We start from the raw sequence: 15426 nt of genomic DNA on the forward strand, positions 1-15426 counted from the left end.
TCCTTGTTTTCCCTGAATTCACTTCTTGGCAACCTTGTCAATGCGTAAGTCCTAGATTTTTAATGGGGCATAGTAACTGTATAAATATTACAAGTAACTAAATTTATGTCTTTGAGAAAACGTACATCCCGCGTTCTAGAAAATGCTGAGTTAAGATTTGCTGGACTCAAAGCAATTGATGCCAATCTGGATCTTGGAGAGACTTGTAATTTAAAAATACTGACAGAACTAATTGAGCAATTACGCAGCAAGTTAGAAGCTCATAATACTGCTCTCAGCACGATTGACTCTTCCAAAGTAGAAATTGAAGAGTTAGAACAAACCTTGGGTGGTTTCTCCGAAAAAATGCTCATGGGAATCGGCTTTAAATATGGCAAAGATAGCCGCGAATATGAGATGGCTGGTGGAGTTCGCAAAAGTGAACGTATCCGTAAAAGCAGAGCAACTCGCTTGAAAACTATTGCACAAAAAGCATCTAGCCAAGGCACTCAACCCTTGTAGATGTGTAAACAATACAGTTTGGATAGCCAGGAGCAGGGGAGCAGGGGAGAAGTTGCACTAAGTCTTTCCCCTGTGCTCCTCTGCCCCTCTGCCCCTCTGCCTCTTGTGCCCAATGCCCAATGCCCAATGTCTAAAATTCGCGTTGTGAAAAGATCAAAATAGCGATCGCTAACAACATGGCACTATAAAGTAAGCCATAACCAGCATTCATAATCAGTGCAGTAGTGTCAGGTAGTGCTTGCAGACCATAAACGGCATCATTTTTCAAATCTAATCGAGATAAATCTGGTAAGAAAAGAAACAAAGCTTGAGTTAGACGTTCCATACCAGGGTTACGGCTCAGACGACCAAGTTGTACTAAATCTTGAGTAATATTTCCGATTAAATATACCGCAAAGGTTAAAACAGTCGCTAGCAGAGAAGCAGTAAAAACACCAAAGGTAATAGCCACGGCAGTAATTAATGACAACTGCAAAAATAAGAAAATTCCAGCAATTAGAATGCTTGCCGTAGGATGAGGAATATTACCAATTTGCAGAAATACCAGATAAATTACTGTCATCGTGGCAACAAGTACAGCTAGAACTGCGGATAAACCCAAGTATTTGCCGACGATAATTTCGCTGCGACTAACGGGTTTGGCAATTAATACTAAAATAGTGCGTTTTTCAATTTCTTTATTAATTAGTCCCGTACCAATAAATATCGTAATAATTAACCCGATGGCATTCATCGCTGCCATCCCAAAGTCTAAAAACATTTTATCTTCAGCCGTAGCTGCAAATTCAGGAAGGACGCGGAAGGCAGTGGCAAGTACTAGCGCATAAAAACCAATAATATATAAGATGCGATCGCGTACCACTTCCTGAAACACATTCTTTGCCAATACAAAAATTCTGTTAATAGTCATTTGTCATTTGTCAGAAATTATTATTCTCCCCTCTGCTTCCCCTGCTCCTCTGCCTCCCCTGCCCCTCTGCTCCTCTGCCCCTCTGCCCCACTCGTCACTGCTGCGGAGGTGGTGAACCAGAAATTAATTTACTGGCGCGATCGCATTCGATTTCTGCAACTGTAATCTTATTCTCGGAATTATTGGTTGCTGCAACTGGTTCAATGCGGCAAGATTTTTTTAAGTAATAGCCCCGTGGGTTAGAACTCGGGCCTATCCAAATACTTAATAAATCTAATATATATCCAGACTTAGTATTAGCTACACGTGGTTCAACGCGCCATAGTTCCTTCTCTTCATATTTACTCAGGTTCTTTTTAATGATTTCCCTGCCCAGATTTCCTACCCGCTGTTTTGCATCTAGCAACCATTTTTCTACTTCCGACCAAGGTCTTTGGGCTATTTGCTCTACTACTATTGGTTGAAGTTTCTGGAGAATGATAACGCCGTTCTTGGGAATTTTTACTAATTCTTCTGTTCTAGGAACAAAGGTACTATGTTTAAAAGTATCTGCCTGCAAACTGGGATATTGTCGTAACCAATTATCCGTCACAAAGTGAAACTGAATCCAGCAACTTAGCAACATACTACTAGCAACTAAAATTATGATTCTTTGGCGATCTTGTGGTTTAGGAATGCGAGCTTTTGCATCGGTATCATTTCCTTCGATAAACTCTGGTATTGCCGTAATTAGTGCTGAAATTGTCGGCCAAAAAACGATTGTTCTGGGTGTAATTATATCTCGTTGATCTCCAAATGCAAAAACACTCACTAAGAATCCAGTGATTACTGCCCCGACTGGCATAAAAGTACCAGGAACCCTCAAAGGATCTTCAGTTGTATACCAAGCTGTGCCGGCAATTAAAAATAACCAACCGAAAAAGGCAATTACATCTTTGATATAACCTGTGGCACAATATGAAAGTATCCAAGAAAAAATACTCAAATAAATAAATGTCTGCCAAGAATAAGCTTTGGGTGGAATTAATATTTTTCTAATTCCCGCATAAAGCCCTTCAACAAATTTAAAAGCCCCAAAGGCATCTTTTAGTAGCGTATTCATATTCCTCCTTACACCTGATTAATCAATATTTTTTCTCTGAATTAAACAAGTAATTCTTGCTATTTTGAACGAAATAATAAAATAATAGTTATTGCAGTATAGCTTAGAGAGTTTGCTATTAGTATAGTTGTAACTAAATTAGTATTTTGGAAATTCAGGGTTGTAAAACGACGCCGTTGCAAGCGCTGGGATGTTTTAGGTTCCTCTTCCTTGGTCGCAAATGATTCATTTAATGAGAATAACAAGACCCTTAAAATGAAAAATTTCATCAAAAACGTAGTAAAAAAAATTATACAAGCAGTTAAAATAATTAAAGGCTGTGTGTTCGCCGATTTGAAATTATTAAAAAACATATAGTTAATTAATTCTGATTTCACCTGTATTGGTAACATTGGTTCTGATACAAAAAATATGAACCAACCAATTACGCTAGAAAACAGATTGATAGAAATTGCATAAAAAGTACTAGTTTTTTTGTCAAATTTTAGTCGAGAATGCAAAACATAAGCTTCGATGGGGATGGCAATCAGTACAAATAAAAAGTCAAACAGAAATCCACCAATGGGAAAAATCCTGGGAAGCATCCAATTATCAGGCATAAAGGTTACGGGTAAGGGTTAACTGTAGTGAGTATAACTGGGATAGTAAGGGTGATGGGGGAAATTATCCCATTGTTCTTGTCCTTTACTATGCGAGTGTGCCAGTATTCCTCTATTAGACTTCTTTCAGAAGTGGGGAAAAGCGTAAGGGGTAAGAGGTAAAGGGTAAAGGTATGGAATTATTCCTTCCCCTTTAACCTTTCCCCAACCGGAAAGCAAAAGTAACTTTTGCTTTCCGGTCTATTGATATTGTTAATAGAGCGAACTAACCCTTGTACAAAGGCGTTAGAGGGGCAGTTTCTCTACCTAAGAGTACAAGAGGTTAGGTAAGATTAAAGACTGCCATAGTTATAGCTTTTCCAGAGATGACAAGGAACGGTATTGGGATTCGGACGGCGCAAGTGCGTCAAGAACGGCTTATTGGTCAAATTCACGTTTACGATGGTCTGGGTAAAGGTAAATCTCAAGCGGCTTTGGGAGTAGTTTTGCGCTCCATTGGCTTGGGAATAAATACGCCTAGCAATTCTAATCGTGTTTTACTGCTGCGGTTTTTAAAAGGGCCAGAACGTGATTATGACGAAGATGGCGCGATCGCAGCTTTACAACGCGGGTTTCCCCATTTAATTGACCAGGTTCGCACTGGGAGAGCGGAATTTTTTGGACATGAGGAAATTACCACTTTTGACCGAGATGAAGCAATGCGAGGTTGGGATGTCGCCAAAGGTGCGATCGCTAGTGGTTTATATTCAGTTGTCGTCTTAGATGAAATTAACCCAGTTCTGGATTTGGGTTTGCTACCAGTGGATGAAGTCGTAAAGACATTAAAATCTAAACCCCAAGAGTTGGAAATCATTGCCACTGGACGCGCCGCACCGCAAAAATTGCTCGATATTGCAGATTTGCACTCAGAAATGAAACCTCATCACCACCCAACAGCCAAAGCTCTCTTCCTGGAAGGGATTGAAATTTATACTGGTGCTGGTAAAGGTAAGTCTACTAGTGCTTTGGGCAAAGCTTTGCAGGCGATTGGTAGAGGAATTAACCATCCAGGGTCTACCCGTGTATTGATTATGCAGTGGCTTAAAGGTGGTAGCGGCTACACAGAAGACGCCGCGATCGCCGCTTTGCAGCAGTCATATCCAGAAGTGGTGGATCATCAGCGTTGCGGTGGAGATGCGATCGTCTGGCGAAATTCCCGACAAGAATTAGATTATGTAGAAGCCGAACGAGGTTGGGAAATTGCAAAAGTTGCGATCGCCTCTGGATTGTATAAAACTATTATTCTCGATGAACTCAATCCCACCGTTGACTTAGAATTACTCCCTGTAGAACCCATTGTCCAAGCTTTACTCCGCAAACCCCGCGATACCGAAATTATTATCACTGGCCGTTGCCAAAATCCACCCGCATATTTCGACTTGGCTAGCGTCCACTCAGAGGTTTATTGCCACAAACACTATGCTAATCAAGGTGTAGAACTTAAACGAGGGGTAGATTTTTAAATGGGGCATGGGGCATTGGGCATGGGGCATGGGGCATGGGGCATTGGGCAGATAACTGAATGTTAGCAGATTAGCGGGAATTTGTACTTTCGGGTAGTAGAACATTTTGCACAAAGCGATCGCGTCCTGCTGCCTTTGCTTGATACAACGCCCGATCCGCTGCGGCAATCATTTCTTCTAAGTCAGAATCTGGCTGAGGAATTTCTGTCGTAAACCCAACACTAATAGTTACATGAGAACTAACTTGGGAATTTTGATGGGGAATTGCTAGCGCTCGGACAGCATGACAAATTTGGTCGGCAACATGAATCGCCCCCTTAGTGTCTGTGTTCGGTAAAATCACAGCAAATTCTTCCCCACCATAACGGGCAACTAAATCTCCGGGACGTTTAATAATATCTTTGATGGCTTGAGCAATTTTTTGAAGACAGCGATCGCCTACCCGATGACCATAGGTATCATTATATAATTTGAAAAAATCAACATCGCAAAGAATCAGAGAAAGCGGACGTTGCTCGCGTTTTAGACGCTGCCACTCTTGGGAAAAATACTCTTCAAACCGTCGGCGATTGGCTACTTGAGTTAATCCATCGATAGTAACTAATCGCTGCAATTCCAGATTCATGGTTTCCAGTTTTTGCTGTAACTGAGATTGCTGAATCAAGCGTTTTACCCGTTGTCGCAAAACTGGCCAGTGAATCGGTTTGGTAACAAAATCCATTGCTCCCACTGCAAATGCACGGTCAACCGACTCTTGATCTTCAAGTCCTGTAATCATTAAAACTGGAGTATGCTTGTTACAATCCAGAAGTTCCAACTGAGTGCAACACTCGAATCCATCCATATCCGGCATTATGGCATCAAGGAGTACTATATCAGGGTGCAATTGGTTAAAAAGATTTATTGCCTCTATGCCATTTTGAGCTTCCACTATTTGATAGCCTTCCCGCTCTAAGAAATGCCGCAGTATCATGCGAATAAAAGGTTCATCATCAACAATTAAAACTAAAGATTGGCTTTCTTGAGCAGTGGCTTTCATGGTACTTCCTTCGCGAGTTCTTTTTCTAAGGCAGTTTTAACTTGTTCATATTCCTGATACAGTAGTGAAAGTAATTCTAAATTGTTTTCTAAGTTACTGCTGCGTGCCTGTACTTCTAATTCCTTGCAAAGGTGAGCTAGGGCGATCGCTCCAATAGAAGCACTGCTGGACTTGAGTTTGTGTGCTGTCTGCCATATAGTTTGGATATCCTGAGTTGCGATCGCTGTGCTGATATGTTGCACTAGTCTATCTGTCTCTGTAAGATAACACTCAATTAGTTCAGCAAATGCCACACGATCTCCTCTAAGCATAAGCTGCAAGGATTGCAGGATTTTGGCATCAATTTTGGTACTTTTTAATATTTGGTTTTGCCATGACTGTAAGATATTTGACGAAGGTTGCAATTCTGGACGCATTACTTCCCCTTGTTGTTCGATGGAAGTGAATTCAAAATTTCTTTGGGGTGAACATTTGCTGAGTGCCTGAGCTAACTCTTGTAGTTGAATGGGTTTGCTAATGTAGTCATCCATACCAGCAGCAAGACAAAGTTGGCGATCGCCCCGCATGGCATTGGCAGTTATGGCGATGATATAAGGACGAAAACCTAACCCCCATTCTTGACAGATCCTCCGAGTTGCTTCTAAACCATCCATTTTGGGCATATGAACATCCATCAACACTACGTCAAATCGCTGTTTTTGCAGAGCTGCGATCGCTTCTAGCCCATTGCTGACGACCTCTGCGCCATAACCTATTTTCTGTAGCATCAATAGAGCAACTTTCTGATTAACAACCGTGTCCTCTGCCAGAAGAATTCGCAGTGGCAGCCGATGGACCAAATGCCGATCTACCAAGGGAAAATGAGAAATACTGCCGAGGATCGGCTGATTTCCCAAAACACGAGTCATAACATCGTAGAGTTGAGAGTGTTTGATGGGTTTACTCAAAGCAGCAGCAAACTGGACATCATTAAAATCAGAAAAAGTTTCTACTTTCGCTAAAGAGGTCATAATTACCAAAGGCAGATTTTGACAACCAGATTGCTTGCGGATTTGACGAGCTAGAGTTATGCCATCCATTTCCGGCATCTGCATATCTAAAATAGCTATATCAAACTGTGTTCCCTGAGCAAGTTTAACTAAAGCTTCTTTTCCAGATTTGGCAGCATAAGTTTCCATCTTCCAAGACTCAGCTTGCAAGCTAAGAATTTGGCGATTGGTTAAATTATCATCCACAATCAATAGTCGCTTGGATGCAAGCAGGGTTGAAGTGCTTAATTCAGCTTGTTCTGATTGAGCAGCCACTTTGGTAATAATGGTGAAGTAAAATGTTGAACCTGGTGAAGAGTCAGGAAATGATAATAATTTTCTCTTATCCCATCTAGGGCTAGAATTACCACCAACAAACCCCTGGCTTTCTACCCAAAGAGTGCCGCCCATCATCTTACTGAGCCGCTTACTAATCGCCAATCCTAGCCCTGTGCCACCGTATCGTCGAGTCATGGAGACATCAGCCTGAGTGAAAGGTTGAAATAATCGCTCTATTTTCTCTGGTGCGATACCAATACCTGTATCTTTGATTGCAAATTGAATTTCGTAGAGAAGTTGCTCTTTTTCAACAGGTATCGGGGATTGGGCATAAGAGGCAGAGGGGCAGAGGAGCATAGGGGCAGAAGGGAAAGACTTACTGGTACTTCTTCTTTTCTGCTCCCCTGCTCGCCAGTCCCCAATCCCCAGCTCAACAGAGAGTAATACTTCTCCGGTTTCGGTAAACTTGATCGCATTATTGAGAAGATTCATCAAAACTTGGCGCAGACGAGTCAAATCACCGACGATCTCAATGGGAACTTGGGGCTGGATCAGATAAACTAGTTCGATATCCTTTTGGGCAGCTTTCGGAGCTAAAAAGGAAATAGCCTCCTCCACACAAGCTCTTAAACTAAAAGGCTGTTCTTCTAATTCCAGTTTGCCCGACTCAATTTTGGAGAAATCTAGTATATCGTTGATGATGGTGAGTAAAGTATCTCCGCTACTGTGAACTATTTCCAGAAAGTCTTGCTGTTGAGGTGTAAGGTCAGTATCCAGCAATAGACCTGTCATGGCAATAACAGCATTCATTGGAGTCCGAATTTCATGGCTCATCATTGCCAAAAACTCACTTTTTGCCCGATTTGCGGCTTCTGCTTGACGTTTTGCCTGCTCCAAGGCAAAGTTTTTCAAGGTAAGTTCTTCACGTTGGCGCGTTTCTTGTTCCAGTAAGTGAGCTTGTGCTAGAGCAATCCCTAGTTGAGCCGCCACAGCTTCTAGTAATTCGATTTCGTCTTGTGTCCATTGGCGAAAATAGCTGCACTGATGTAAACCGATCGCTCCATTGGGTTCTCCTTGATAGGAAGTGCGGATTGACAGCATAGACTTCAGCCCAATTTCTCGGCAGATAGGCTGAACCATTTCCAGTAAAGGCTCAACGTACACATTTGGAGAAGCGATCGCACTTTCTTGGGTCATCATCTGCTCGACATGGGGATTGTTAGTCATAGGAACTTCCAATTTCAATCTGGAGCAGTAACCAGGGAGTGTATTATATTCTGCTACTAGGGGAATTTGCGGTGTGGGGTTACAAATGTAAGAGTGGATCAGACAGCGATCGGCAGCAAATGTTTGTCCAATTTGGGTAGCAGCTGTCTCAAAAATTTTTTTGGTATCAAGACTTTGACGAATTTCCTGAGTAATTTTTTCAAGTAGTAAGGTGCGATGTAATTGCCTTTGCAGTGCCTCTTTAGCTCGTTTGTTTTCAGTAATGTCATGATTGATGCCAACAGTGGCAACAGTTTCCCCCTGTTCATCCTGTAAAGCGACTACGGTTGTTTCGCAAATTCCCTCACTGCCATCTTTGCGAATAAAGTGTATTTCCCCTGACCAGCGTCCTTGCTGGTTGACTGTTGACAAAATTTCGGCGCTTAATGTTGCGGCTACTTCCGGCTGATGCAAAATACTGGGATGTTGAGCTAAAATCTCGGCTTTGGTATAGCCAAACATACCTTCGGCAGCAGGATTCCAGTCAATAATACTTCCGGTTAAATCTGTGATAATTACGCCATCATGCATATTTTCAAAGGTGAGAGCTTGCCGACGTAGATTGGCTTCGGCTTGCTTGCGTAAGCAAAGCTCTTTGTAGACATCGCTAATATCTCTCTGAATGCCAATGAAGTGGCTTAACTCACCATTGTCATCATGAATCGGAGAAATACTCAATTCATTCCAAAACAAAGTACCATCTTTGCGATAGTTGCGGAGAACAACTTTGCAACTTCTTCCAGCTTGAATAGATGAGCGCAATTCATTAAGTGCTGGTTGCTGGGTATCTGTGCGTTGCAAAAATCGACAGTTTTGCCCAATTACATCAGTAACACTGTAGCCTGTTATTTGCTCAAAGGCAGGGTTAACGTAAATAATGGGATTGTAGGCGATTTTGGCATCGGCAATCATAATTCCATTACTGGTAGCGGCAAGTGCCCTCTCCCTCAGCCTCAAGGTTTCTTCAACCAGCTTTAAATCAGTAATGTCAAACATAAATCCCCTCAGCCCGATCGCAGTTCCGGCTTCCTCAACGACACTAACAATGTCTCGCAGCCAAACAACTCGCCCATCAGCAGCTAACATCCGATATTCCAATTCGTGATTTTCGCACCTAGCAGCTGCTTCTTGACAAAAACGAACAGACTTTTCCTTGTCATCTGGATGCAGATGATTAACCCAAAAATTTTCCTCGTACCACTCTGCGATCGGATAATTTAGCAAGTCTACTGCTTGTGGCCCAACATAAATAAATCGCCAAGTTTTCAAGTCCAATTCCCAAGGGATGACTTTGACAGTTTCCACCAACTGTCGCAAACGATTTTCACTGGCGATCAGGGCAATTTCTACCTGTTTCTGTTCAAAAATCCTGTGAGTTAACTCCTGATTGATTGCTGTTATTTGTTGATTTCTTACTTTCATTGCCAAGGCAAAATAAATTGATAATGTTAGCGTGACAATAACTAATAACCCTGCAATCAATTCTACTTGTGTTGATAATCCCGGATTTTGGATTAAAAGTCTCTGCCAGAGTAGGAATACAGAGATTGAGAAGAAAATCCCCAGCAACAGGGCAAGTAATTCTTGTTGACGAAAAAATCTCACAGCTTTGAACCAGTTATATAGGTGCTGTTTTTCCACTTATTAACTCTCTAGAATTTTCAGGGCTTATTGCACTAACTTTTACTTTTAAGTAATCTAAAATATCAGTAGCAAGGGGGGATTTACGGAATTTATTTTTAGTTAATATATCAATATGTTTATGTATTTTACGAAAAGTTTAATCATTTCTAATTATAATTACACTTGTTTTGATACCAATTATTTTATTTATGAATACGCATAGTAAAAAATCCCACCACCTGCGGCACATCTCCTTGGTAAGGTTGGCAGGGGCCAAAACAATGTGCAGCTTCACCGAAAATTAGTATGAGAACTGCTAATTTTCAGTAGTACAGCCTGACGTTAATTGAGATGGTAGAAGGTACTAGAAACCAAAAGATCCCCAACTTCTTGAAGTAAGTCGGGGATCTAAGCCTCTTGCTGGAAAGCAAATTAAATATAGTGGTTCGCGCAAATTTTAAGTAGACTACGCCTGCGATCGCAACAAAAGAGTAATGAAAATTCAAAACCAGATTGTAGAGACGCGATAAATCGCGTCTTGATTTATCGCGTCTTGAAAGACCAATAACCCTTAAGCCAAGCATATTGGACTAAAAACAAGGGTTAATGCCATTCGCTTGTACTTTAAATTGCAGCTTCTTGGCGTTGACAATCAAAAACAACCATGTAGGAAGCATCTGGTATTTCTTGAGGAAGGTGCCGCATATAGCCATCAGCATCAGAACGGCTGCGGAAGCGAGCAACAATCTCCCGTTGCGTATTAGGAAGTTGACGAGCGATCGCCCAAGAATTGAGGCGTTCTTTATACGCAAGAGTTTGATTGTCTGATTGGGAAGTTTTGTTATCCGTATTTTCTGGCATAATTATGTTAACCGTATGAAGTTTAATGAAGGGCGTTAATTAGTTTCTAGGTAGGAATGCACCAACGCTTTTTTTAATGCTGCTGCCACCTTGTTATTCGATTATTAATAAATTGTCAACACTGAAGCCTATATTTTAGACCAATCAAGTTCAAATTTTCAGGTGGCAATGACTCTCAAAGCCTTAAGTTGCAATTGTTTCCAGGACACAACAATGTTCAAGCAGAAAGTTTGATATTTATTAGGTTTGCATTATTTGTATGTATACACATAAGTAAAGTCCGCATCAGTGCTAAAACAAACATTAATGTCTGAAAAAATACTATTTAAAAGCTGAAGAGAAAATGAATAATATACATAGAACTAATCAGCACGTACACACTCTTAATTTTTCCATAGTCTGATTAGTAAAGCTACATTGCAGGCATTTACATTTTTTATAGTTAGTTGAGAATAATTAAATTTTCAGAGTTTATTGAAATATTCAAAAATGAATTTTCCTTCAGCTTTTGACTAGAGTTTTAGGGACAAAGCATAGTGCAATTGTTGAAATTGACAATTCTTGACTAATTGTCACAAAATAGTTAAAATCTTTTCGACGAAATTATAGTTATCGATAATGAAAACACCATTTGTAACATCAATAATAAAAAAAATAGCAGAGGAAATAGAAGCAGTAGTTTTAATAGACCCAGAATGCACTTTTATGGGATTGATTACATTTAAAAACGGCAACAAAACCTTTTTTCGTAATACCAGGTTTAGTATTAATTCTTTTGGCTCGGCTGCAATTGTTAAAGACAAAGCAGTTTCAAACTTTTTTCTGAATAAATTTGGCTATAAGGTTACTGAAGGAAAAACGTTTTTTAGTGACGAATTATGCGAAGAGATAGCTAATTCTAGAAATATAGATGCAGGATTTTATTATGCTCAGGAGTTGGGATTTCCTGTAATTGTCAAGCCGATCAATCTTAGCCAAGGAATGTTTGTTACCAAGGTTTACAATAAACAAGAATATTACCAAGTAGCTAAAAAAATCTTGCAAAAAATCTCAGGATTTATTGTTGAGCGATTCTATAGTGGCAATGATTATAGAATCGTAGTACTTGATGATGAAGTAATTTCGGCATATCAAAGAATTCCTTTATCGATCGTTGGAGATGGTCAATCTACTGTTTTGCAACTTATGCAACAGAAGCAGGAAACTTTTATCAAAAATGGTAGACAAGAAATTATAGATTTTGAAGATTACAGAATCCAAAAAAACTTGCGAAGACAGAAGCTAAATTTTAGTAATGTTATACCTAAGAATAATATAGTCTATCTTTTAGATAATGCAAATTTATCAACTGGAGGTGAGGCAATAGATTTCACTGATAATATCCATCCTGATTTTAAAAAATTAGCAGTAAATATTACAAAAGATATGGAATTGAGATTATCAGGTGTGGATATTCTTGCTAGTGATATAACCTCACCAATGGAAGATTATACAATTATTGAAGTGAATGGCGCTCCTAGCTTAACTCACTATGCGTCATTTGGTGAAGTTCAGACAAAAAGAGTCGAAAATTTATATCTCCAAGTTCTCAAAATACTTGAAAACGAGAATAAAAGAGTAAATAATTGATTTTGACTGGAGGCGAAGCAGAGGTTGCTCCCGTCCTGAATTCTTTTTCAATTCTAACGATTTCTTCACCACTCCTTATCTAATAAAGATTCAAATTCAGCTTGTAAGGCGGTTATATCCGCCAACCTTGTGACTAGTAAATTATCTTTACCAGCATCATTTAAACGCACTTTCCAATAACGAATGCTGTCTGAGTTATTCAACCAAAACTGAATCACGGTATCTACCACTTGATCCAAATTCCAATTCCACTTTGCTGGAACTGATTCTACCGATTCTAAAAACGTATCTAGCGTACACGTATGCATTCCCAAGTATTCCACACCTTGGTGGGGTGGTTTTTGCTCGTTTTGCTGTTGCTGATTAAAAAACTGCAAAAGTGGAGATATTCCTACAATATCAAAAGTGTATTTCATGCCACTACTCCCAATTTTATATTGCTGACAGGAAATATTTAGTTTTTTCTATTTCTAAAATAATATCTGGAAAGGAACTAAAGCATCTACAAAAAGTGTAGTTTTGGTCTATATCATAGGCGTTAAACTTCAGCTATAAATTAGCACTTACAAGCATTGAGTGCTAATATTTATTTGAGAGTTTGATAGATTACTAAAAAGTTTCAGGCATTAATTAAAGGATGCATATATTTTTAATAATTATTTAATTAGTCATGTTACGAATTGTAAAGGCTAAATCCTCCTTAACTCACCTTTTGAGGGCTGGTGATTACCAATAAAGCGGCTGTGTAATGAAATCAGTAAGCCAATACATAACGTGGATGCGATCGCGTCTGTCAAGCAAACTGCCATAATTTGAGCGATCGCACCCAAAATGCAGATAGGATCGAGTCAAAGGAATATAAACCCAAATTAAATTGGCAGTCAGTTCTAAAAGTGTCACTTACTAGACTGGCCTTTTGATTGAAGCAGTGATACTATCTAATTGTGTGAGGAGCAAGTTAAAAATAAAAAGCGCCTGGGGTGGAAACACGGCAACACTCCCAGGCGCTTTTTAATTGGTACACAGAAAAAAGTCTTTGCAGATTTCCCCAAACCGGATTGCTATACATCGGATGTAGCAATAGCCCAATCAAAATCTAAAATTCCTTAAGCCGCACCAAATTCAGATTGTAAGGCTTCATCGTTATTATCAGCGATCGTTGCCACAATGGTAATTAGCCGAGACACTTCGCCAGGAGATAACTCTGCTAAGGTGCGTGTCGATATTACAACCACTCGGTTTTCAATAATACCGAAACGCGCTTCAAAAGTACTAGAGCAGTTCAACTCCAAAAGATACCGCATCAACTTAGGTTCATCTTTGGCAGGTAAATTTAGCACCGCAGACCAAACCGTTATTGTGTCTTCATCGGTTGTCCCGTTGAGTTGGACAAATACTTCCACGCTTCCATACTTAAACTTCCAGAGATAACCACCCTCTGGAGTGTGGCTAACCATCGCACTATCATCTTGTTCCAAAGAGTCGATGACATTTTCAATTACCTCAAGATGGTTAATGCTCGTCGTCTCGCCGATTAAAGCATTAACGGATTCGTTATTACTAGTTAGGGTTTCTGGGTAGCTGGTCATACAGATTTTTTCTCAACATACTCGCTCTACACATACTTTATAACTTGTAGACGTAGTTGTAAGGGCAATCCATGAATTGCCCCTACTGATTGCATGGTTCTTCCCGCTACCATTTGGTACTATTTTGCAAAAATGAGAATAGACTTCTTGGCATTTGTAGGGGTAAAGGGGAAAGGGAAAAGAAACTCAAAATCCTTTCCCTTTAACCTTTTTCTTTTTCCCTAAGAGTGCAAAAATATATTTTTGCAAGAGACTTCATGAGTGGAACTCACAAGGAACAATAAAAATATCTCTTCCCCCAGTCCCCATTACCCCTTATCCCCAGAGGGGGCCCCACCATCCCCAGTCCCCAGTCCCTATTTTTAAGGCAGGTCTAATGACGATCGCGCTTAACCTACATCATCATGGGCAAAGCGGTTAAAGAGGAAGTCTAGGGCATAGTTACGCAGTTGGTAATATTGTGGATCTTCCATGATGCGGCTGCGATCGCGCGGACGAGAAAAAGGAATTTCCATAACTTCACCAATTTTCGCATGGGGGCCATTGGTCATCATTACCAATTTATCTGCTAAAAATAGTGCCTCGTCGATGTCGTGGGTAATCATTAGCACTGTACAACGGTTATCGCCCCATATTTTGAGCAATTCTTCTTGTAATTCTTCTTTGGTAATCGCATCCAGCGCCCCAAAAGGTTCATCTAAAATTAAGACTTTTGGACGAATTGCCAAAGCACGGGCGATAGAAACTCGTTGTCTCATCCCGCCGGACATTTGCATTGGTTTCTTTTCCATCGCATCAGCCAGTCCCACCATTGCCAAATGATCGCGGACGATCGCTCTTTTTTCAGCTTGTGGTTTATTGGGATAAACGGCGTTAACAGCTAAGTAGATGTTTTCAAAAGCAGTCCGCCACGGTAACAGGGCATAGTTTTGGAAGACAACCATTCTGTCTGGGCCTGGCTTGGTAATGGGTTCTCCTTCGAGTAACACTTGCCCGGAGGTGGGAAAGTTAAAACCGGATACCATATTTAACAGCGTCGATTTGCCACAGCCAGAGTGCCCGATGACGCAAATAAACTCCCCCTGTTCGACGTTGAGGTTAACGCCGTCGAGTACGGTGAAGGGGCCTTTCTTTGTCGGATAAACTTTGGTAACGTCTTTAATTTCTAGGAAAGGTCTGCGACTGGTGCTTGTAGTGGCGAATGGTTTTTCTAGTGTGTTTGTAGCTGTTGAGTTGCGGTTTTGCATGGTATTTGGTATTTGGAGATTAAAAAGCTTAATGTAGGCGATGTGCAAATGAATATTCTGACCTCTCTCCAAACCTCTCCCCTTCTAGGGGAGAGGCTTTGAATTTTCCCCCTTCCCTTGTAGGGAAGGGGGTAGGGGGTTAGGTCTTTTGCTGGTTTTTTCAGATGATGTAAAAAGTCAGATCGTTAACGGAGATAAAAGGTGGATTCATCCGGTTCAAATACTCGTTAACGGAGTAAAAAGGTGGATTC

13 protein-coding genes are annotated in these 15426 nt (G+C 40.5%); 3 read left to right on the plus strand and 10 right to left on the minus strand.

Annotation, left to right across the window (positions count from 1 at the left end):
- Positions 1-105 precede the first annotated feature (105 nt).
- Entirely contained in the window at positions 106-501 is a 396-nt protein-coding gene (locus RMY64_RS35485; RefSeq protein ID WP_322675462.1) for a hypothetical protein, read from the plus strand.
- 130 nt (positions 502-631) lie between these two features.
- Here RMY64_RS35485 and RMY64_RS35490 read toward each other — a convergent pair whose 3' ends face one another.
- The 3 genes from RMY64_RS35490 to fraC all read right to left on the minus strand — a co-directional run bounded on the left by RMY64_RS35490 (position 632) and on the right by fraC (position 3112).
- Positions 632-1411: an ABC transporter permease gene (locus RMY64_RS35490; RefSeq protein ID WP_322675463.1), complete on the minus strand. Its 780-nt coding sequence runs from the start codon at positions 1409-1411 to the stop codon at positions 632-634.
- A 94-nt stretch (positions 1412-1505) separates the two neighbouring features.
- Positions 1506-2513 (minus strand): septal junction protein FraD, encoded by a 1008-nt coding sequence (fraD, locus tag RMY64_RS35495; protein ID WP_322675464.1) that lies wholly within the window; start codon positions 2511-2513, stop codon positions 1506-1508.
- Between the two features lie 59 nt (positions 2514-2572).
- Positions 2573-3112 carry a filament integrity protein FraC gene (fraC, locus tag RMY64_RS35500; protein WP_322702541.1) on the minus strand — a complete coding sequence of 180 codons (540 nt, stop codon included), beginning with the start codon at positions 3110-3112 and terminating at the stop codon, positions 2573-2575.
- A gap of 365 nt (positions 3113-3477) precedes the next feature.
- Here fraC and RMY64_RS35505 point away from each other — a divergent pair, with 365 nt between their 5' ends.
- Positions 3478-4614: a cob(I)yrinic acid a,c-diamide adenosyltransferase gene (locus tag RMY64_RS35505; RefSeq protein WP_322675466.1), complete on the plus strand. Its 1137-nt coding sequence runs from the start codon at positions 3478-3480 to the stop codon at positions 4612-4614.
- A 70-nt stretch (positions 4615-4684) separates the two neighbouring features.
- Here RMY64_RS35505 and RMY64_RS35510 read toward each other — a convergent pair whose 3' ends face one another.
- The 3 genes from RMY64_RS35510 to RMY64_RS35520 form a co-directional block, all read right to left on the minus strand.
- Positions 4685-5653 (minus strand): PleD family two-component system response regulator, encoded by a 969-nt coding sequence (locus tag RMY64_RS35510; RefSeq protein WP_322702542.1) that lies wholly within the window; start codon positions 5651-5653, stop codon positions 4685-4687.
- A complete protein-coding gene (locus RMY64_RS35515) occupies positions 5650-9867 on the minus strand; it encodes a PAS domain S-box protein (protein ID WP_322702543.1) in 4218 nt (1405 codons plus the stop codon). Before RMY64_RS35515 ends, RMY64_RS35510 begins: the two co-directional genes overlap by 4 nt.
- Positions 9868-10473: 606 nt before the next feature.
- The gene (locus RMY64_RS35520; RefSeq protein WP_322675469.1) at positions 10474-10710 is read right to left on the minus strand and encodes a hypothetical protein; all 237 of its coding nucleotides are present in this window, start codon (positions 10708-10710) and stop codon (positions 10474-10476) included.
- Between the two features lie 618 nt (positions 10711-11328).
- Between RMY64_RS35520 and RMY64_RS35525 the strand changes: the two genes are divergently transcribed.
- On the plus strand, positions 11329-12339 hold the full coding sequence (locus RMY64_RS35525) for a cyanophycin synthetase (RefSeq protein ID WP_322702544.1): 1011 nt from the start codon (positions 11329-11331) through the stop codon (positions 12337-12339).
- A 65-nt stretch (positions 12340-12404) separates the two neighbouring features.
- Here RMY64_RS35525 and RMY64_RS35530 read toward each other — a convergent pair whose 3' ends face one another.
- The 4 genes from RMY64_RS35530 to RMY64_RS35545 all read right to left on the minus strand — a co-directional run bounded on the left by RMY64_RS35530 (position 12405) and on the right by RMY64_RS35545 (position 15175).
- Positions 12405-12755 carry a hypothetical protein gene (locus tag RMY64_RS35530; protein WP_322702545.1) on the minus strand — a complete coding sequence of 117 codons (351 nt, stop codon included), beginning with the start codon at positions 12753-12755 and terminating at the stop codon, positions 12405-12407.
- A 310-nt stretch (positions 12756-13065) separates the two neighbouring features.
- Positions 13066-13239 carry a hypothetical protein gene (locus RMY64_RS35535; RefSeq protein ID WP_322702546.1) on the minus strand — a complete coding sequence of 58 codons (174 nt, stop codon included), beginning with the start codon at positions 13237-13239 and terminating at the stop codon, positions 13066-13068.
- A 206-nt stretch (positions 13240-13445) separates the two neighbouring features.
- On the minus strand, positions 13446-13928 hold the full coding sequence (locus RMY64_RS35540) for a YbjN domain-containing protein (protein ID WP_322675472.1): 483 nt from the start codon (positions 13926-13928) through the stop codon (positions 13446-13448).
- Positions 13929-14317: 389 nt separating this feature from the next.
- Entirely contained in the window at positions 14318-15175 is an 858-nt protein-coding gene (locus tag RMY64_RS35545; RefSeq protein ID WP_322675473.1) for a nitrate ABC transporter ATP-binding protein, read from the minus strand.
- Between the last annotated feature and the right edge of the window lie 251 nt (positions 15176-15426).

Origin of the sequence: Nostoc sp. DedQUE08 (assembly GCF_034530895.1) — a bacterium.
Classification (GTDB): Bacteria; Cyanobacteriota; Cyanobacteriia; order Cyanobacteriales; family Nostocaceae; genus Nostoc.